The 19080-nt window shown below is 41.5% G+C and carries 19 protein-coding genes; 1 reads left to right on the forward strand and 18 read right to left on the reverse strand.

Features of this window, described 5'->3' with window-relative positions; translation table 11 throughout:
• Positions 1–16 precede the first annotated feature (16 nt).
• The 6 genes from OC530_RS05755 to OC530_RS05780 all read right to left on the reverse strand — a co-directional run bounded on the left by OC530_RS05755 (position 17) and on the right by OC530_RS05780 (position 10194).
• Positions 17–3115 (reverse strand): DEAD/DEAH box helicase, encoded by a 3099-nt coding sequence (locus OC530_RS05755; RefSeq protein WP_262080396.1) that lies wholly within the window; start codon positions 3113–3115, stop codon positions 17–19.
• Positions 3116–3207: 92 nt separating this feature from the next.
• Positions 3208–4374: a MalY/PatB family protein gene (locus OC530_RS05760; RefSeq protein WP_262080398.1), complete on the reverse strand. Its 1167-nt coding sequence runs from the start codon at positions 4372–4374 to the stop codon at positions 3208–3210.
• A gap of 7 nt (positions 4375–4381) precedes the next feature.
• Entirely contained in the window at positions 4382–5476 is a 1095-nt protein-coding gene (locus OC530_RS05765; protein ID WP_262080400.1) for a cystathionine gamma-synthase, read from the reverse strand.
• 164 nt (positions 5477–5640) lie between these two features.
• On the reverse strand, positions 5641–6096 hold the full coding sequence (locus OC530_RS05770) for a hypothetical protein (protein WP_262080402.1): 456 nt from the start codon (positions 6094–6096) through the stop codon (positions 5641–5643).
• A 312-nt stretch (positions 6097–6408) separates the two neighbouring features.
• Complete coding sequence (locus OC530_RS05775; protein ID WP_218764245.1) at positions 6409–8367, reverse strand: peptide ABC transporter substrate-binding protein; 1959 nt, start codon at positions 8365–8367, stop codon at positions 6409–6411.
• A 204-nt stretch (positions 8368–8571) separates the two neighbouring features.
• Positions 8572–10194: a polysaccharide biosynthesis protein gene (locus OC530_RS05780; protein ID WP_173234685.1), complete on the reverse strand. Its 1623-nt coding sequence runs from the start codon at positions 10192–10194 to the stop codon at positions 8572–8574.
• A 105-nt stretch (positions 10195–10299) separates the two neighbouring features.
• On the opposite strand from OC530_RS05780, the gene OC530_RS05785 reads away from it, so the two are divergent.
• Positions 10300–11745 carry a UDP-N-acetylmuramoyl-L-alanyl-D-glutamate--L-lysine ligase gene (locus OC530_RS05785; RefSeq protein WP_164226747.1) on the forward strand — a complete coding sequence of 482 codons (1446 nt, stop codon included), beginning with the start codon at positions 10300–10302 and terminating at the stop codon, positions 11743–11745.
• Between the two features lie 48 nt (positions 11746–11793).
• On the opposite strand, the gene OC530_RS05790 is transcribed toward OC530_RS05785, so the two are convergent.
• The 12 genes from OC530_RS05790 to rpsF form a co-directional block, all read right to left on the reverse strand.
• Positions 11794–11985 carry a CsbD family protein gene (locus OC530_RS05790; RefSeq protein ID WP_000051193.1) on the reverse strand — a complete coding sequence of 64 codons (192 nt, stop codon included), beginning with the start codon at positions 11983–11985 and terminating at the stop codon, positions 11794–11796.
• Positions 11986–12084: 99 nt separating this feature from the next.
• Positions 12085–12735, reverse strand: a complete 651-nt coding sequence (locus OC530_RS05795; protein ID WP_262080408.1) for a DUF1803 domain-containing protein — start codon at positions 12733–12735, stop codon at positions 12085–12087.
• Positions 12719–13231, reverse strand: a complete 513-nt coding sequence (locus OC530_RS05800; RefSeq protein ID WP_262080410.1) for a YiiX/YebB-like N1pC/P60 family cysteine hydrolase — start codon at positions 13229–13231, stop codon at positions 12719–12721. Before OC530_RS05800 ends, OC530_RS05795 begins: the two co-directional genes overlap by 17 nt.
• An 86-nt stretch (positions 13232–13317) precedes the next feature.
• Positions 13318–14253 (reverse strand): manganese-dependent inorganic pyrophosphatase, encoded by a 936-nt coding sequence (locus OC530_RS05805; protein WP_262080412.1) that lies wholly within the window; start codon positions 14251–14253, stop codon positions 13318–13320.
• A gap of 85 nt (positions 14254–14338) precedes the next feature.
• Entirely contained in the window at positions 14339–14623 is a 285-nt protein-coding gene (locus OC530_RS05810) for a GIY-YIG nuclease family protein (RefSeq protein ID WP_218764239.1), read from the reverse strand.
• The gene (locus OC530_RS05815; protein ID WP_262080414.1) at positions 14613–15362 is read right to left on the reverse strand and encodes a tRNA1(Val) (adenine(37)-N6)-methyltransferase; all 750 of its coding nucleotides are present in this window, start codon (positions 15360–15362) and stop codon (positions 14613–14615) included. Before OC530_RS05815 ends, OC530_RS05810 begins: the two co-directional genes overlap by 11 nt.
• A 53-nt stretch (positions 15363–15415) precedes the next feature.
• Complete coding sequence (locus OC530_RS05820; protein ID WP_000689593.1) at positions 15416–15775, reverse strand: S1 RNA-binding domain-containing protein; 360 nt, start codon at positions 15773–15775, stop codon at positions 15416–15418.
• A gap of 1 nt (position 15776) precedes the next feature.
• Positions 15777–17177: a bifunctional Cof-type HAD-IIB family hydrolase/peptidylprolyl isomerase gene (locus OC530_RS05825; protein ID WP_262080416.1), complete on the reverse strand. Its 1401-nt coding sequence runs from the start codon at positions 17175–17177 to the stop codon at positions 15777–15779.
• An 82-nt stretch (positions 17178–17259) separates the two neighbouring features.
• On the reverse strand, positions 17260–17763 hold the full coding sequence (locus OC530_RS05830) for a GNAT family N-acetyltransferase (RefSeq protein WP_262080418.1): 504 nt from the start codon (positions 17761–17763) through the stop codon (positions 17260–17262).
• A gap of 245 nt (positions 17764–18008) precedes the next feature.
• On the reverse strand, positions 18009–18248 hold the full coding sequence (rpsR, locus tag OC530_RS05835; protein WP_000068664.1) for a 30S ribosomal protein S18: 240 nt from the start codon (positions 18246–18248) through the stop codon (positions 18009–18011).
• Between the two features lie 31 nt (positions 18249–18279).
• Positions 18280–18750 (reverse strand): single-stranded DNA-binding protein SsbA, encoded by a 471-nt coding sequence (ssbA, locus tag OC530_RS05840; RefSeq protein ID WP_000609606.1) that lies wholly within the window; start codon positions 18748–18750, stop codon positions 18280–18282.
• Between the two features lie 11 nt (positions 18751–18761).
• Positions 18762–19052 carry a 30S ribosomal protein S6 gene (gene rpsF / locus OC530_RS05845; protein WP_070529093.1) on the reverse strand — a complete coding sequence of 97 codons (291 nt, stop codon included), beginning with the start codon at positions 19050–19052 and terminating at the stop codon, positions 18762–18764.
• Between the last annotated feature and the right edge of the window lie 28 nt (positions 19053–19080).

The following is a 19080-nucleotide window of genomic DNA, read 5'->3' on the forward strand; positions in this document are numbered from 1 at the left end:
GTATTGTCTTGATTTTTCAAGTGCTGGCTTCAGAAATTCCCAAAATTTCTCTAATTTCTGCTAGGGTCAGACTGCCACGTGACTCTGTGCCATCCAATACTTGTGACACCAGATGTTTCTTTTGCTCTTGGAGTTCCTGAATTTTTTCTTCAATGGTTCCCTTGGTCACCAAGCGATAGACCTCAACCGTTTCTTCCTGACCCATCCGATGGGCACGGCCAATAGCTTGCGCTTCCACCGCAGGATTCCACCAAAGGTCAACCAAGATAACCGTATCAGCACCTGTCAGGTTCAGACCGACACCACCAGCCTTAAGGGAAATCAGAAAGGCATCTCTCTCCCCTTGATTAAAGGCCTTAGTCATGTCTTGTCTTTCCTTGGCTGGGGTTGAACCCGTAATTTTAAAGGAAGTCATGCCCAAGTCTGGCAGTTCTTGCTCTATTTTTTCCAACATTCCCTTGAACTGAGAGAAAATCAAGACACGGTGTCCACCGTCTGCCACCTGTACCAGCAGGTCACGAAGACTATCCAGTTTACCGCTAGCTCCCTGATAATCCTCCATAAAGAGGGCAGGGGTGTCACAGATTTGGCGCAAGCGCATCAGACCAGATAAAATTTCCACTCGGCTTCGTTGGAATTCCTGGTCTGAAACTTGAGCCAGACGGTCTCGCATCTGTTGCAACTGGGCTAGGTAGATAGCCTTTTGCTGGTCTTCCAGTTCATTCTTATAAACTACTTCGATTAAGTCTGGTAATTCAGTCAGCACTTCTTCTTTCTTGCGCCTCATAACGAAAGGTTTGATAAACTGAGCCACTCGCTCAGCTGGCAATTTCATAAATTCTTTCTTGCTTGGCAAAAGTCCTGGCATGACGATTTGAAAAATAGACCACAACTCACCCAGATGATTTTCAATCGGTGTCCCTGACAGAGCAAAAACCGACGGCACCACAAATTGTCTCAAGGTCTGGGCAATCTTGGTCTGGGCGTTTTTCATGACCTGAGCTTCATCTAAGAAAAGGAAGTCAAAGGCCATCCCCTGATAAAGCTCACTGTCCTGACGGAAGGTAGCATAGCTCGTCACATAGATTTGATGGCTCTCAGCAAGAATCTCTTCACGACTAGCTTTCAAACCATGAACAACAGCCGCATCTAACTGTGGGGCAAATTTTTGAAACTCATCTGCCCAGTTGTAAATCAAACCTGACGGTGTTAAAATCAAGACCCTACTTTCTTTTGTCACTTGACTGGTCAAAAAAGCAATGGTCTGCAGGGTTTTACCAAGTCCCATATCATCAGCCAAAATCCCACCAAAACCATAATGATGGAGCATTTGCAGCCAGCTGATTCCCTTTTCCTGATAATCTCGTAAGTCAGCCTGAACCCAAGTTGCTTGTCTAGGGAAGTCCTCTGGATGCGTCAAATCCTGGGCCAAATTCTGGAATTCCTGTGAAAAAGAAACACGGTCACGCCCTTCAAAAAGATGAGCTAAACTGTAGGCCAAGGATTTCCGAGTCTGCAAGGTCCCATCTTTTAATTCAAACTGCCCCAGTTCCTGTAGATTTTGGCGAATTTTCTTGGTTTCTTCATCGAAAAAGTAGACTTGATTGGACGAATCAATATAAAAATCTTGATTGGCAAGCAAAGCCTGCATGGCTTGGTCGATTTCCTCTTGGTCGATATCTTGAAAATCGAACTGGATTTCCAAGAGACCTCCTTTGGAAGCAATCTGCACTTGAGGACTCGCTAGGCTATAAAGCTCTTCTAGCTTATCTGATAGGTCAACATGCCCGAGTTTTTCAAAGACCGGAATAGTTTCGTGAAAGAAATGATAAACAGACTCGGCTTTTAAGGCCTGACGCCAAGATTGAAAGTCTGCTTCAAAACCTGCAACCAAACAGACTTGGAAAATTCTTTCTTCTAAGTCCGCGTCACTCGAAAATGGCAATTCTTCTAGCTCTTGTCGGCTTGATACCTGCCTATCCCCATAATCAAACTGAATTTCTAAACGAATCCGATTATCTTCTTCCCTGTCAAAGTAAAAAGAGGGCGCAAACGTTTTGATTTGTAACCGTTCTGGAGCTGAAACGGTCCCCATCTGGCTAAAAAGCGTTAGACAGGAAGCCAACTTATCGCGGTCACTACTATCAAATTGCAGGTATTTCTTGCTATGCTGATCCAAAGGCAACGCTTTGATTTCTTTGAGAAGACGCATCTGCTGGTCTGTTTGAAAATAAACCTGTCCTTTATGGAACAGCACAGCTCCCTGATAAAAGACATTGACCCTTGGACTCTCACTGATTTCCATTTCAAAATAGTCCGAGTATTCTGTTACTGTAAAGGCAAATAGATTGGCATCAGCATGCATATCCTGAAAAAGCAGGGTCTGGTAGCTATCCACTTGATGGTCAAATTGAAAATGCGGCAAGGTCATCAGTAAATTCACACCCTGCTCAAAAAAAGTTAGAGGGAAAAAGAGGTGCCGACCCTGGTTTTGGAAAAAGAGGTTTGGAGCCTGTCCTTCCTCCATCAGTCCCCGCAAGAAAGTCAGAAGTTCTTGGCTGGCCTCATCAAAGGATTCCCAAGAAAGAGACTCCTCATAAATCTTGCCAATCATATAAGACTTTCTCTGCTCGACAATCCTTAAAAAGAGTGGAATATCCCGAATGACATAGTATTTTTGGCTATTGATTTGGCCAATTCTCAGGGTCCACAAGATATAATTGGTTCCTGCTTCCACCTGACCCACAGCCGATAATTCATAAGCTCGATCTGATTTTGGAGACAAGATTCGATCCAAAAACTTGCCTCCCAAGGTCACCTTGGTTTCAACGGCCTCTTTTTCTTCATGACCTTCTTCCAGACTCTGCAAGATTTCCTGACCACGCTCATCATTTTTTAAAAAATGCTCCAGCGCCGCCAAATGCACACAGTAGCCCCTCTTTTGGAAAAAATCGCAAGCACAAAAAACCAAATCATCCTCTAGACTATAGCGCAGTTCTTCTTCTGCAACGCGAGCGTAGAGCCGATTGTTCTTTTCCTTGATAATGTCAACCTTACCAGTTTCATAAAGGGCAACGCCTTCGATACGGACTTTGCCCGGAATCAATTTAGCCATATTTTCACCTTTACCTTATCTTTTTATTATACCATATTTTCGCCTATGAAAATAGCCTTCTAGGAAGACTTTTCTCCTAGAAGGCTGGATTTTTAACGTTTGGCAAAAGTGGTAACGATACGCTGACAAACTTCTTGCAACAGAGATTTAGGCATGGCTACATTGAGACGAGCATGGAGATTTCCTTCCTCTCCAAAATCCAAACCACGGTTGAGAATAACCTTGGCTTCATTTCTCAAAAGCTCTTGCAATGTTTCATCAGTCAAATCATAGGCTGAAAAATCAAGCCAAATCAAGTAGGTTCCTTGCGGTTTCATGACCTTGATTTTAGTCTCTTTGCCAAATAGATCTACCACATAATTAATATGGTCTTCAAAGACTTGCTTGAGCTCCTCTAACCAATCCTTACCATAGCGATAGGCAGCTTCTGTCGCCAAATAACCCAATCCTGAAATTTCATGCTGATTATTGGTCAACTGGCGTTTCTGGTAAGCCAGTCTCAACTTAGGATTTTCAATGACTGCATAGGAATTTTTTGTCCCAGCAATATTAAAGGTTTTAGTGGCACTGGTCAAGACGATCGCAAATTCTTTAAAGTCAGGGTTGATGGTATTGAAGGAATGATGCTTGTGACCAAAGAGAGCCAAATCTTGGTGAATCTCATCAGAAACCAACAAAACATCATGTTTTTGACAAAGTTGGCCAATCTTCTCCAACACTTCCTTTTCCCAAACACGTCCACCAGGATTGTGGGGGTTGCAGAGAATATAGAGCTTGACATCCTCTTCTACCAAATCCTTCTCCAGTTGGTCAAAGTCAATCTCAAATAGACCATCCTTTTCCACCAAAGAATTGGTAATCAATCTGCGGTTATTCAACTTGACACTGCGTGCAAAGGGTGGATAGACAGGTGTGTTAATCAAAACCGCCTCGCCTTCTTTTGTAAAGGCTTGAATAGCTGTTGAGATGGCTGGTACCACACCCTCGATAAAGATAAGAGCCTCTTTGTCAAAGTGGTAACCGTGTTGTGTAGCTTCCCACTTTTGAACTTCCTTAATTAACTCTTCACTGGCATAGGTATAGCCATAAACCAGTTGATCAGCATAAGTCTGCACGGCTTGGCGGATTTCAGGCAAGACTACAAAGTCCATATCCGCTATCCAAGCTGGTAGGACTTCACTATCCGTTTCTGCTTCTTTCCATTTATAGGTATGGTGCCCTAAACGGTTTGGCAGGCTTGTAAAATCATATTTTCCCATCTTTGTCTTATCCTTCTAATGCTTGGCGCAAATCTGCAATCAAATCTCTAGCATCTTCAATCCCAATTGATAAGCGCAAGAGGTCATCTGTCAAACCATAAGAATGGCGCACTTCTGCTGGAATATCAGCGTGGGTTTGCGTCGTTGGATAAGTAATGAGACTTTCCACCCCACCCAAACTTTCCGCAAAAGAGAAGACCTTGAGACTGTTCAAAATATGAGGAATGCGTGTTTCATCCGCTACTTTAAAGGAAATCATGCCTCCACGACCAGTGTAAAGAACTTCCTTAACTGCTGGAGAATCCTTCAAAAAGGCAACCACTTCTTGGGCGTTAGCTGTTGAGCGCTCCATACGAAGAGACAAGGTCTTGAGACCTCGAATCAACTGGTAGCTGTCAAATGGTGACAAAACTGCCCCTGTCGTATTGAGATTGTAGAAAAGCTTCTCGTATAGTTCTAAACTATTGGTCACAACCACTCCAGCCAGGACATCATTGTGGCCTGCCAGATACTTGGTTGCTGAATGGAGAACGATATCTGCTCCATCTTCAATCGGACGTTGGTAGATAGGGCTGTAGAAGGTATTGTCCACCACCACTTTGGCACCCTTAGCATGAGCCAATTTTGCTAGTTTTTCGATATCAAATTCCAACATCAAGGGATTGGTTGGCGTTTCGATATAGAGAACATCCACATCCTTCTCCAACTCGACAATCAATTCTTCTTCTGTGTTGGCATAGGTAAAATGGAAACGACCTTCCTGCTCCACTTGATTGAACCAGCGGAAAGAACCTCCATAAAGGTCACGCACCGCCAAGACCTTACTTCCTACTGGAAAGACGCTAAAGGCCAGTACAATAGCTGACATTCCTGAGCTAGTCGCTAGGGCATAGTCTGCTGACTCAATAGCTGCCAAGACTTCCTCAGCCTTACTGCGAGTTGGGTTTTTGGTGCGCGTATAGTCAAATCCAGTAGATTGACCAAACTCTGGATGCTGATAGGTCGTTGAAAAATGAAGCGGTGTCACCAATGCACCTGTCGCTTCATCTGACTTAATACCCGCCTGGGCCAAAATTGTGTTAATGTGTAATTCCTTGCTCATACAATTCCTCCAAATCTATAGTAACTATTGTACCACTTATTTTCATCAACTCATTTTCTTCTTTTCAAGAGCTAGTTATAGTTTTAAACTATATACTTAGATAGTAAAGCTAAAAAGAATCCAGAAAAGCTTCCAGATTCTTTTGTGAAAATGATTGCTAGGGCTTACTTAGACTGAAAGAAATCCTGTCGGGATAAATAATCATAATGCTCTTTGTTAAATTGATATTGGCCCACATGCTGACTAATCTGACCGACATCCACGGAAAAAATATAGGCTTCATTTTGATAGTTCCAGTTCAGCCTAACTGTATTCAAGACTGGCTTATAAGTAAAATCTTTGACTTGATTCCAAGGCATCTCTACGACATGATTAGAATGATTTTCTGTTACATCACTGATGTCCATCAAGTAGATTCCCTTAGGTGTGAATGCCAGAATCTTAGGCTTCACACTCGACTGAACATAGTAACTACCTCCTATAATGAAAAAATCAATAAAGGATTTGAACCATGTCTTTTTCTTGAAAGCCATCAGAAAATTCTTTTGCCCTTCAATGCGACAAGTTGAAAGAAATGATGCAATCTGTTTTTCTGTTGCAAACTCCATAATAGCGCCCATGATGATACCTCCATAAAAATCACTAAATAGGCAGATAAGGACTCTTCACTCAAAGAAGAACTTATCATTTGTTGCGTTTTATCTTACTTTTCCAGTAGATGACATACCTCCTATAACATTACCCTAGCATATGCATACTTCAATCAACATTGGGTAGATTTTCGAAAATAGCGTCTCACATTTATGTTATATTCATTATAACATAAACTCAAGAAACAAAGAAAAAAATGTGAGATTTTTCTTCCAAATTTACCATCATTCTATTAAAAAACGACAGCTTCTTTCGAAACCATCGTTTTTCTTGAAAAATCCTTATTTGACATGTTTCGCCAATTCTTCTTGGGCTTTTTTATTAGATTCTTCTTTTTCTTTCAACCATTTTTCTCTGGCTTTTGCATATTCGTCTGTTGTGACTGTCTTATCTTGTAATTTGAGGTATTTATAGGATTCAACCCCTTTATTACCAGCCAATGAATATGGTGTTGAGAAAGGAACGATTTTTCTCAATGTTGGTGTTCCACCAAGTGAAACATTTGGAATTGCTAGAGAGCTATCTACTAACCAAGCTTGGATTTCAGCATACTTTTCATAGCGTTTTGCAATATCTTGTTCCTTATTAGCTTCTTCCAACATTTGAGTGTAGACATCCAATCCAACAGCCTTGGCCTTGTCATTGGCTTCACCTGGCTCGAGTCCAAGACTTTGTAGAACCCCACCATTCTTGACACTAAAGATATCAAGATAGCTAGATGGATCAAGATAGTCCGCACTCCAACCACCATTGTAGAGATCGTAGTCTTTTTGCGCAGCTGTTTGAGCTAGATAACCTGAACTATCATAGTCCTCTGTAGAAAGTAGGTGGACATCAATCACAACATTTTCTGCACCTAAGACAGACTCAATTGATTGCTTCATGGAATTGATTCCTTGAATTTCAGCCTTATTGGTCAACTCTATATTTTTATCTAAGTGGATAGGGAATGTTACCCCCTTAGCTTCTAATTCTTTCTTAGCTTCTGCAAATTTGGCTTTGGCTTTCTCTGGATTGTAGTATGGATCTTGGGCATCCGCGAAGTTGATTCCTTGCCATTCCTTACCATAATTGACCATCTTAGAAGCCACTACTTCACCAAAGTCTTTTCCCTTGATACTTACGAAGTTTGGAGGAACAACCAAGTTACGCAAAATCTTAGTTGCACCATCTTCTCCTTGAGATTGAGCCCCGTAAGCTGTCCGATCATAGGCAAAATTAATAGCTTGACGGAAGTTTTTATTAAGAACCGCTTCTTGAGTCGATTTCTTTTCAGCATCACTTGTCTTGGAAGTGAATTTATAAGATTGTCTATCCAGATTAAAGTTTAAGAAGTAAGAAGTGGCATCTTGCATGCTATAGACGATATCATCTTTGTATTTTTCTTTAATTCCTTCATAACTTGAACTATTCGGATAGAGACGAGCGTAGCTATAGGCTCCGTCTGTAAAGTTACGAACAAGAGCGTCTTGGTCACTACCATCATAGTAGGTCAATTTGACATCATCTACAAAGACATTTTTAGCATCCCAGTAGTTAGGATTTTTCTTGTATTCGATGACAGATTTTGAAACAAAAGCTTTCATCAAGAAAGGTCCACTGTACAAAATATTAGCAGGGTCTACCTTCCCAAAATCATCCCCTTTTGATTTCAAGAAATCTGCATTGACTGGGAAAAGAATGGTTGAGGTTGTTTTTGAGTTCCAGTAAGGTTCTGGTCGAGCCAAGGTGTATTGAACCGTTTGGTCATCAAGAGCCTTGACTCCGACAGTTGAAAAGTCGCTTGTTTTCCCGTTAATATAGTCATCCAAGCCTGCAACAGAGTCCTGCACTAGATACAAGGCTTCTGATTTTTTATCAGCTGCATATTTCAAACCTGTCACAAAATCCTGAGCAGTTACAGGAGCATATTCTTCTCCCTCAGAAGTAAACCACTTAGCATCCTTACGAAGTTTGTAGGTATAGGTTAAACCGTCCTTAGAAACACTCCAATCCTCTGCCAAGGATGGCACATAGTTCCCATACTGGTCATTTTCCATGAGACCATCTACCAGATTGGTCACAATATCATTGGTTGTTGCACGGTTTTCTGCTAGATAGTTCAAACTAGATGGATCACTTGAATAAACATAGTTATAGGTTTTTGACCCTGTGCTAGAATTTCCACAGGCGCTTAACAAAATACCTGCACTTAACATGACACCTGCAAGTGTTGCATACTTGGCCTTAGACTTTTTCATTTCCAGAACCTCCTGCTTTAAATATTTGTTTTATTATACAACATTTAGTTTGTTTAGTCAATGATTTTTTCCAAAAAAATCGAAAAAGACCTCATCTTCTACTTTCAAAAGATAATTTTAGCTATTTTGACGCTAAAAAAGGAATAAGTTTCAAGTTCTCCTAAAAGATTGTTCAACTTATTCCTTTTATTTATAAATGCTATCTTACGAAAGATTAAATTTTGCTCGCATGCGATCTGCTTGGGCTTTTCCAATCACCTTATCCAATAAACGAGTACGGAGACTCATGACTCCGTATACTCCTCCACCCATGGCACCGACAAGAGCTACATAAAGGAAGCTCCACAAACGTCCACTCGGTTGGAAGAAAAATCCTAACAGCCACTGGATGGTTCCTATTAACAGAAACATGACTAGGGTCAGCAAACTGATTAAAATGGTTCGCTTCAAAATCACCTTGCGCTTGACACCCGTTACCTTACAAATATCCCGATACATCAAGACATTAGGAATGATGAGAGCAATGGTTGTGGAAATCAAAGGTCCGTAACTGTGGAAGAGAGCGATGGTAGGTAGTTGCAAGACTAGCTTGGCAATAGAACCATAGATAAAATAGAGAACGGCCTTGCGGTTGCGGAACATGGCCTGAAGCATTGGAGACAAGACCATGTACAAGCCTAAAATAATAGACTGCAAAACTGCAAAGACAAATAAGCCCAGAGCCAAACTATCTGGCTTACCATAGAAGACCGTATAAAGAGGTCCCCCTACCATGACCACTCCAACCGTTGCTGGTAGCAGGAACATAAAGAGTAAGGTGAGACTATCCTGAACGAGACGAGAAGCTGCTTTCAAGTCCCCCTTGACATAGTTTTCAGTCAAAAGTGGCAAACCGACACCCCCAATTGAAACTCCAACAGAAATCAAAATCATAGTGATTTTATTAGGATTGGCTGAGAAATAAGAAAACATGACAACCAAGTCCTCGTTGCTGTAGTTGGTAAACCAGCTCATACTATTGATAAAGGTCAGCTGATCCAAAATCTGGAAGAGCTGGATGGCAGACCCTGTTAAGATAAAAGGAATGGCTTCCTTAATAGTATCGACCAAAAGACGCTTGCTGTTAATCTTATCTCCTGTTTCAAGGACTCTTTTGAGTAATCCCTCTTTGGCAAGGAAATAAATCAAGACTGCAAAACTGGCGACCATGCCGACAAAGGCAGCAAAGGTGGATTGGGTAACCGCTGCTAGGTAATCTCCCGAACCGAGCTTCATAATGATAAAGGTTGCTAGGAGCATCCAGATAACACGAATGACCTGCTCAGCAATTTGACTCATGGCATAAGGTTTGAGGTTATTCATCCCTTGGAAAAATCCTCGGATAACACTCATAGATGGGAAAATCAAGACTCCCCAAGCCAAGCTTTGCATGATTGGGATCAAGTCTTTGCCCACGCCAGACAAGTCTGCTAGCCAAGGAGCAAAGACATACAAGATTAAAGTAAAAACCAAACCTAGTCCCGTCATAAAGCCTAAAAAGCTCCGAATCAGGGCAAAGCTATGCTCTTCTTCTCGCATGGTATTATACTTGGCAACTTGCTTGGCCACTGCAACCGGAATACCTGCTGTTGAAACCAGTAAGAACCAGGCATAGATATTGTATCCCATGGTAAAGAGTCCATTGGCTGTAGCCGCATAAGACCCCATCCAGATGTACCAAGGGATAATGTAAATAGCCCCAAGTAGGCGACTGATAAAGTTACTAGCCGTTAGCCAAGCAGTCCCCCGTAACATCTGGGCCTGCTGGTGATTGTTTTCGTGCGACATAGATTCCTCATTCAATTTTGATAACTAGGAAAAACTCCTTATCTTCCATTATAAACTTTTCCTTGTTACTTGTAAATTTACGACTTTCGGTTTACAATAGAAAGTATGATAAAGATTGAAACTGTATTAGATATTTTAAAGAAAGATGGTCTCTTCCGTGAGATTATCGACCAAGGACACTATCACTACAACTACAGCCATATCGCGTTTGACACCATCTGCTATGACAGCCACAAGGCCAAAGAAAAGAGCCTATTTTTCGTCAAGGGTGCTGCCTTTAAGAAGGAATTTCTGCTTTCTGCCATCTCTCAAGGACTCGGTTGGTATATAGCTGAAAAGGACTACGAAGTCGGTATCCCTGTCATCATTGTGAACGACATTAAGAAAGCCATGAGTTTGATTGCTATGGAATTTTATGGAAATCCACAGGAAAAACTCAAACTCCTCGCCTTTACTGGAACCAAGGGTAAGACAACAGCAGCCTATTTCGCTTATAACATCTTATCTCAAGGGCATCGACCTGCAATGTTGTCGACTATGAATACAACTTTAGATGGCAAGACTTTCTTTAAGTCTGCATTGACAACTCCTGAGAGTATTGACCTCTTTGACATGATGAATCAAGCTGTGCAAAATGATCGTACCCACCTCATCATGGAAGTTTCCAGCCAAGCCTATCTGGTCAAACGTGTCTATGGCCTAACCTTTGATGTGGGAGTTTTCCTCAATATCAGCCCAGACCATATCGGCCCGATTGAACACCCTAGCTTTGAAGACTATTTCTACCACAAGCGTCTCTTGATGGAAAATAGCCGAGCAGTCATCATTAACAGTGACATGGATCACTTTTCTGTCTTGAAAGAACAAGTGGCAGATCAAGACCATGATTTCTATGGTAGCCAATCTGATAACCAAATCGAGAATTCCAAAGCCTTTAGCTTTTCAGCTACGGGTAAACTGGCTGGAGACTATGATATCCAACTGATTGGTCACTTCAACCAAGAAAATGCCGTTGCTGCTGGACTTGCTTGCCTCCGTCTCGGAGCTAGTCTTGAGGACATCAAAAAAGGAATCGCTGCAACCCGCGTTCCTGGTCGTATGGAAGTCCTCACTCAGAAAAATGGAGCCAAGGTCTTCATCGACTACGCCCACAATGGGGATAGTCTGACAAAACTCATCAATGTGGTTGAAACTCATCAAACTGGAAAGATTGCTCTGGTTCTCGGTTCGACAGGAAATAAGGGAGAAAGTCGTCGCAAGGACTTTGGACTTCTCCTCAATCAACATCCTGAGATTCAAGTCTTTCTGACTGCTGATGACCCTAACTATGAAGACCCAATGACCATTGCGGATGAAATTAGTAGCTACATCAATCATCCTGTTGAAAAAATTGCGGATCGCCAAGAAGCCATCAAGGCAGCTATGGCTATCACAAATCACGAATTAGATGCAGTTATTATTGCTGGTAAGGGAGCCGATTGCTACCAAATCGTTCAAGGCAAAAAAGAAGCCTATCCAGGAGATGCAGCTGTCGCAGAAAATTATTTATAAGGATCGTAAAAAAATCAAGGGAAACGAAACCCTTGATTTTTTCTATCTTTATTTAAAAGCGTTTTTCAAACCTTCAACGGCACCTTCTACAGCACCTTTAGCATCTTCTACAACGTCTTTTGCCTTAGCAACTGTTTTTTCAACAGCTCCTTCAAGTTCTGTCTTGCTGTCTCCAGTAACTTTACCAAAACCTTCTTTGACAGCGCCTGTTGCTTGTTCCAATTTGTTTTCAAGTGACATATGATTGTCTCCTTTAGTTTTATTCCGATATGTGTTATCGGTTACATTAGTATAAACTTATCGATAGATAAAGTCAAACAATGTGCTCAGAAAAAGCAATCACACTAAATAGAAAGTTAATTTTTCCTTATCCAAATCGATAGCCAACTCATACTTTCCATCTGCATTTTGGACAATATAACCTAGGACAACTAAACTGTCCACAAAGATGTCACGACGTTTCTGCATAAGCTGATCTTTTTTAAGAAATTTTAGCAAAAAAGTCGTCATATATTTGAGGGCATACTCAGGATTGACATCTCCCAAAATGGCATAGAGTTCCTGCTGTTTTTCTGTCAAAGGATACTGATTTTTGACCTTGTAGAAATAATTAGACAGGGTCATTTTAGTGCGCGCAAAGTCCGTCTTTTCAACTAAAATAGCTGCATTGGTTTGATTGCGCAATTCCGTCTCAAAACTCTTCTCCAACAAAGTTTGATAAATTGGACTAGCTTCTCTAACAAAAATCTCTTGATCCAGTTCGAGACTATCGAGTGTTTTAAGCATAGGAAAATTGAGGTAATAGCGCTTATTTTCCCGTAGAATAAAGCCAGCCTTTATATACTCTTCCATGAGTTTATCAACTGCTAGATCTGGAAATTGAGCCTTGATTTCCCTTAAAATCACATCCTCATGCTGGTCCAGATAGCGGATCAATTCTCCAAAAAATGGCTGTCTCGTCAAACGAGATGGATTAAAAATCTGAATCATGAAGATTCCTTTCTTTACATTCTAACAGAGGCGATGCTGCCAACTGACTAGGATTGGTCCCAGCTTGGTTCAGAGGAACAGGCAGACCTAGTTCGCTATAATACTCTCTCCAAAAATCACTAATCTCCTGCTTCCCATCACCAAATTTCATGGGAATAGTTTCAAAAATGGGGAGAATTTCTGCCATATACTGGGAACAGTAGAAACCATGTCCATCTGGATAGAAAGAAGCATTGTAGGGTGCCCCTAGATGTTTACAAGCTTTTTCCTTCACAGACTGGATATCCATTTCTGGGTAGACATAAAGATCGTACAAATGATTGGACTCAAAGAAGTCTGCTGGTTCTTGACAAACAACACCAAATTCTCCACTAGCATGATAAATCATCCCATCCAAATAAATGGCAACATGGCTATAGTTGCCTGCGGAAATCTGGATGGCCTGTCCTAGGTCCGACTCATCTCTCACAAAAATCAAATCGCCATTTTCTAACATGCTTCACTCCTAGAAAAAAAGGAGCCGAAACTCCTTTCGATATAAGGCAAACTAGCCTTTCCGATTTTGAACTGACACCCAAAATCTTAAGCATTAAAGCTTTCAGTCAATTGAGGTACCACTTGTTTCTTACGTGAAACGGCACCAGCAAGGAAGGCATGATTGTTTTCAAGTTTGAAGTTGAAAGCCGCTTCTACCTTGTCCATATTGGCACCAAGAGCCAAGATTTCTGAGTTTGAGTTGACAATATCTGTAATCATCAAGACAAAGTCAGAGTAGCCGTTTGCTGTGTTGGCAGCTTGCATTGCAGCTTCAATTTCTGCTTGGCGTTCCAATACTTCCGCGATGTCCACTGTGTTTACTTGGGCAACACGGACATTATTTCCATTTAATTCAAAAGTCTTAGCATCGATGTCAATCAATTCTTCGGCAGATTTGCTGGCTAAGTTGGTACCAGCTTTCAGCATAGCCAAACCATACTCTTCCAAGTTGACACCAGCTAATTCAGCCAATTCAGGAGCAATGACTGTATCTGTTGGGTGTGTTGTTGGTGATTTCAAAAGAAGAGTATCTGAAATCAAACCTGAAAGCATCAAACCAGCAATCTCTTTAGGAACAGCTACACCGTGTTCTTTGAACATACGGTAAACGATTGAAGAAGCTGACCCAACTGGCTCCAAACGCATGTAAAGTGGGCTTGCAGTTTCAAAGTTAGCTACACGGTGGTGGTCTACAACACCATAAACTTCTACTTCAGCGATATCTGATACAGATTGTTGGAATTCATTGTGGTCAGTCAAGATAACTTGCTCTGCACCCTCTTCTTTAGCAGAAGTGATGACACGCGGTGCTTCCACACCAAAGTAGTTCAAGACAAAGGCTGTTTCTTCATTTGGAGTTCCAAGGGCAACAGCTTCCGTATCCAAACCATAAGCTTCTTTTGCAAGGTAGGCAAAGGCTACAGATGACCCGATGGCATCTGAGTCTGGATTTTGGTGACCAAATACTAGAATCTTAGACATGATAATACCTCATTTTGTTTATTCTCTTTATTGTAGCATTTTTTTCGCTTTTTGACAAAAGTAAGAGGAGTCAAAGGACTCCCCGCTACTCTTCAAAATAACTGAGTAAATTTCTATCTTGATTTTCAAATAAAAATATTTCCTTCTGTGGCCTCTTCTTACGCTTGAGAAGGGCTTCTGCCGACATGGCTTCTTCCTTACTGGCAAATCCTTGAGCATAGATAAGTTTGACTGGTAAGCGAGCCCTAGTATACTTGGCTCCCTTACCACTATTGTGCACAGCTACTCGTTTCTTGATATCTGTTGTATATCCTGTATAGTAAGAACCATCTCTACATTCTACTACATACATGAAAGCCTTATGATCCATAATAAATTTCTTCGAGTTCGGGCGTATAAGAGCCATCATCATTGTGAACAATAAGAGGTGGCAAGACCTTAAAGCCACTTGTCGAACCATCCTTGATAGCCTCAATTAAAAGCATATTGGCTTCCTTTTCTCTTTTTGGATAAACAAACTGCAGGCGCTTAGGTGCTAGATTATGTCGTTGCAACATGTCCAAGATATCCAAGAGGCGATCAGGACGATGAACCATTGCCAAACGCCCATTGGACTTGAGAATACTCTGAGCACTGCGACAGATTTCCTGCAAATTGGTCGTGATTTCGTGGCGCGCCAAGAGATAATGTTCACTCTCGTTCAGATTGGAATGAGGATCCACCTTGAAATAGGGTGGATTACACAAAATCATATCCACCTTACTTCCCTGTATATGAGAAGGCATATTTTTCAAATCATCACAGATGACCTGCATCTGCTCTTCTAAACCATTCAAACGGACAGAGCGTTCAGCCATATCCGCCAAACGCTCCTGAATCTCAACAGCCAAAATCTGTGCCTGAGTACGAGTGCTAGCAAATAGCCCCACTGCTCCATTCCCAGCGCAGAAATCCACTATCAAGCCCTTTTTAGGAAAACGTGGAAAGCGTGACAAGAGAACACTATCCACCGAATAGCTAAAAACCTCTCTATTTTGAATAATTTTGATATCTGTTGAGAAGAGCTGGTTAATTCGCTCCCCTGATTTTAATAATTGTTCTTCTTCCATGGTTCTATTATAGCAGATTTATATTAACATTACAAAAAATATAAAATTCTAAACTACTTCTTCTTTTTTAAATAGTGCAAGGCTTCTCTAGTCCAAATTGGCATCATTCGTTTAAGAGGCGCAAAGCCGTAGTTAAAACGGTCGCTTGAAAAGCGTCTCCGTCTCGGAAACTGGTGCTTTTCTTCCTCCAAAGTGCGGATAGAAAGACTGGCTTTCCCTGTAAATTCATCTAAATCTACTACCTGAACCTGAACCTCTTCATCGACTTTCAAGGCTTCATGAATATTTTCAATAAAGCCTGTCCGAATCTCTGAAATGTGAATCAGCCCCGTATCACCTGTCTCTAGCTCAACAAAGGCACCATAGGGCTGAATCCCTGTAATACGCCCCTTTAGCTTATCACCGATTTTCATCTTAGTCCTCGATTTCAATTGTTTCAATCACAACATCTTCAACTGGCTTGTCCATCGCCCCCGTCTCAACAGAAGCAATGGCATCCAAGACAGCGTAAGATGCTTCATCAGCTAACTGTCCAAAAACCGTGTGACGGCGGTCTAGGTGAGGTGTCCCACCTTGGTTAGCATAGATTTCTGCGATCGGTTCTGGCCAACCACCACGAGCAATTTCTTTCTTAGAATAAGGCAGGTGCTGGTTTTGGACAATAAAGAACTGGCTGCCATTGGTATTTGGACCAGCATTGGCCATAGAAAGGGCTCCACGGATATTGTAAAGTTCTTCTGAGAATTCATCCTCAAATGATTCACCGTAGATTGACTCGCCACCCATACCAGTTCCAGTTGGATCTCCACCTTGGATCATAAAGTCCTTGATAATACGGTGGAAAATGACCCCATCATAGTAACCATCTTTTGAAAGAGCAACAAAGTTAGCCACTGTTTTAGGAGCATGCTCTGGGAAGAGCTTAATACGCAAGTCTCCGTGATTGGTCTTAATGGTCGCAAGAAGACCTTCTACTGTTTCAATGTCTACTTGTGGGAAATGCAATTCTTTTTCCACCATACCAAATCCTTCTAAGGCATCAAAAATGCCATCTTCTTCTAGTGTTTTTGTAATATAATCTGATTTTTCTTTGATCTTATCATGAGAAATTCCCATTGCAACGCTGATTCCAGCATAATCAAAGAGTTCCAAGTCATTCAGCCCATCTCCAAAAACCATAACGTTGTCTGGTTTCAAGCCAAGGTGTTCCACAACCTTTTCCACCCCCGTCGCTTTGGAGCCTGAAATCGGCACAATATCAGACGAATGCTCATGCCAACGAACCATGCGAAGTTTGTCTGAGAGACTATCAGGCAAGTGCAAGTCATCTCCCTTATCTTCAAAAGTCCACATCTGATAGATGTCTTCTTTATCATGGAAATCAGGGTCCACATCCAAATCAGGGTAAATTGGATTGATAGCTTCACTAATCATATCGGTGCGAGTCGACAACTTGGCATCATGACTCCCAACCAAACCATACTCAATTCCCTCTTGCTTGGCCCAAGAAATATACTCCTCAACATCTGACTTCTCGATCTGATACTGATAAATGACCTGACCTTTTTTATCTTCGATATAAGCCCCATTCAGGGTCACAAAAAAGTCAGGCTTGAGTTCACGAATCTCTGGCACGACACCAAAAATCCCTCGTCCAGAAGCAATACCTGTCAAGATTCCTTTCTCACGTAATTGCTTAAAAACAACTGGGATTGAAGTCGGAATAAAACCAGTCTTGGAATTTCGCAAGGTATCATCAATATCAAAAAAGACAATCTTGATCTTCTTTGCCTTGTATCTTAATTTCGCATCCATCTCACTACCTCTTTCAATCTAACTCTTTCCATTATACCATAAAGTAGCTAAATCCCCTATTTTCAAAGAAATTCGCCATCTCTTATTCGAACTTCTTTGATAAGTACAGAACTAAATCATCATTATTTTGAATAGTAGCATTCATTTCCAAGGGTTGATTTCGATACCAGACACCTGTCCCATCTGGAATGTAGCCCCGTCTGATATACAATCTCTGGGCAGGTCCATAGCCTGAGTGCAAACCTACACCCAACGTCACTTTGTCTGAAAAAAACTTAACTCGATTTTCTGCCTCTTCTAGCAGTTGACTCCCAATCCCTTGATTTCGAAAAGGCTTAAACACATTAAAATCTGATAATTCTGGATAGACTTCTGCAAAAGGACCATGTTTAGCAGAGGGCAAAATGGTAACGTAGCCCGCTACAGCACCATCAATCTCTGCAACTAAGACTTCTCTCTCCCCACTTTCCTGTTCCAGAAAATATCTAGCCAAAATTTCCTCTCTACCAGGCCAACCTTGATTCATAAATCCATGAGATAAGGATTCAATATCAGACTTAATCATATTTCTAATCGTACAATTCATCTTTGACTTACCCACCTTTACTCTTTCTATTACCATTATAGCACGCTAAGGTCAGAAAAAAACCATCTCGTGACAAAAGACCCGTCGGGGTCTTAATTCGCTTTCTTGTTTTCAAGCTCATGAAAAAGGGGGCCACTGGACCCCAACTCGCTCTCTCATTTCAAGGCTCGTGAAAAAGAGATCCACCCGGATCTGAAAAAGAGGTCCACCCGGACCTGAAAAAAAGACCCGTCGGGGTCTTTTCTTTAATCTTCGTTTACGAAAGGCATCAAAGCCATTACGCGAGCGCGTTTGATAGCTGTTGTTACTTTACGTTGGTTTTTAGCTGAAGTTCCTGTTACACGACGAGGAAGGATTTTCCCACGTTCTGAAACGAAACGGCTAAGAAGCTCAGTATCTTTGTAATCAACATATTCAATTTTGTTTGCTGCGATGTAATCAACTTTTTTACGGCGTTTGAATCCGCCACGACGTTGTTGAGCCATGTTTTTTCTCCTTTATAATTTTAGTTGTCCATTAGAATGGTAAATCATCATCTGAAATATCCAACGGATTCGTTGCTCCAAATGGATTTTCATCACGTGAAAAGTCTGGTACTGAATTTGTAGGCGCTGAATAGTTTGCAGTTGGTGCAGAATAAGCTCCACCTGTGTGACCCTCACGCACACTACGGCTTTCCAACATTTGGAAATTCTCAGCCACGACCTCTGTCACGTAGACACGTTGTCCTTGCTGGTTATCGTAACTACGAGTCTGGATACGACCTGTCACCCCGATAAGTGAGCCTTTTTTAGCCCAATTAGCTAGGTTTTCAGCCTGTTGGCGCCACATAACGACATTGATAAAATCAGCCTCACGTTCGCCATTTTGACTCTTAAATGTACGGTTTACTGCAAGAGTAAAAGTCGCAACTGCTACATTTGATGGGGTATAACGCAACTCAGCGTCACGTGTCATACGCCCTACAAGTACAACATTGTTAATCATAGTTTACCTTCTTACGCGTCAGTTTTGACGATCATGTGACGAAGAATGTCAGCGTTGATTTTTGAAAGACGGTCAAACTCTTTAAGAGCTGCATCGTCGTTTGCTTCAACGTTAACAATGTGGTAAAGTCCTTCACGGAAATCTTGGATTTCGTATGCAAGACGACGTTTTTCCCAAGATTTTGATTCAACAACAGTTGCACCGTTGTCAGTCAAAATAGAGTCAAAACGTGCTACCAAAGCGTTTTTAGCTTCTTCTTCAATGTTTGGACGAATGATATAAAGAATTTCGTATTTAGCCATTGATATGTTCCTCCTTTTGGTCTAATGA

It is taken from the genome of Streptococcus sp. Marseille-Q5619, from assembly GCF_946901205.1.
Taxonomy (GTDB): Bacteria; Bacillota; Bacilli; order Lactobacillales; family Streptococcaceae; genus Streptococcus.

Bases quoted from the DNA above. Each gene is read 5' to 3' on its own strand.
- OC530_RS05820 (WP_000689593.1), bottom strand. From the start codon at position 15,775: ATGAAAATCGGTGATAAGCTAAAGGGGCGTATTACAGGGATTCAGCCC.
- OC530_RS05780 (WP_173234685.1), bottom strand. From the start codon at position 10,194: ATGTCGCACGAAAACAATCACCAGCAGGCCCAGATGTTACGGGGGACT.
- rpsF (WP_070529093.1), bottom strand. From the start codon at position 19,052: ATGGCTAAATACGAAATTCTTTATATCATTCGTCCAAACATTGAAGAA.
- OC530_RS05805 (WP_262080412.1), bottom strand. From the start codon at position 14,253: ATGTCTAAGATTCTAGTATTTGGTCACCAAAATCCAGACTCAGATGCC.
- OC530_RS05755 (WP_262080396.1), bottom strand. From the start codon at position 3,115: ATGGCTAAATTGATTCCGGGCAAAGTCCGTATCGAAGGCGTTGCCCTT.
- OC530_RS05770 (WP_262080402.1), bottom strand. From the start codon at position 6,096: ATGGGCGCTATTATGGAGTTTGCAACAGAAAAACAGATTGCATCATTT.
- rpsR (WP_000068664.1), bottom strand. From the start codon at position 18,248: ATGGCTCAACAACGTCGTGGCGGATTCAAACGCCGTAAAAAAGTTGAT.
- OC530_RS05775 (WP_218764245.1), bottom strand. From the start codon at position 8,367: ATGAAAAAGTCTAAGGCCAAGTATGCAACACTTGCAGGTGTCATGTTA.
- OC530_RS05830 (WP_262080418.1), bottom strand. From the start codon at position 17,763: ATGAATTGTACGATTAGAAATATGATTAAGTCTGATATTGAATCCTTA.
- OC530_RS05760 (WP_262080398.1), bottom strand. From the start codon at position 4,374: ATGGGAAAATATGATTTTACAAGCCTGCCAAACCGTTTAGGGCACCAT.
- OC530_RS05795 (WP_262080408.1), bottom strand. From the start codon at position 12,735: ATGATTCAGATTTTTAATCCATCTCGTTTGACGAGACAGCCATTTTTT.
- OC530_RS05800 (WP_262080410.1), bottom strand. From the start codon at position 13,231: ATGTTAGAAAATGGCGATTTGATTTTTGTGAGAGATGAGTCGGACCTA.
- OC530_RS05785 (WP_164226747.1), top strand. From the start codon at position 10,300: ATGATAAAGATTGAAACTGTATTAGATATTTTAAAGAAAGATGGTCTC.
- OC530_RS05765 (WP_262080400.1), bottom strand. From the start codon at position 5,476: ATGAGCAAGGAATTACACATTAACACAATTTTGGCCCAGGCGGGTATT.
- ssbA (WP_000609606.1), bottom strand. From the start codon at position 18,750: ATGATTAACAATGTTGTACTTGTAGGGCGTATGACACGTGACGCTGAG.
- OC530_RS05790 (WP_000051193.1), bottom strand. From the start codon at position 11,985: ATGTCACTTGAAAACAAATTGGAACAAGCAACAGGCGCTGTCAAAGAA.
- OC530_RS05825 (WP_262080416.1), bottom strand. From the start codon at position 17,177: ATGGATGCGAAATTAAGATACAAGGCAAAGAAGATCAAGATTGTCTTT.
- OC530_RS05810 (WP_218764239.1), bottom strand. From the start codon at position 14,623: ATGGATCATAAGGCTTTCATGTATGTAGTAGAATGTAGAGATGGTTCT.
- OC530_RS05815 (WP_262080414.1), bottom strand. From the start codon at position 15,362: ATGGAAGAAGAACAATTATTAAAATCAGGGGAGCGAATTAACCAGCTC.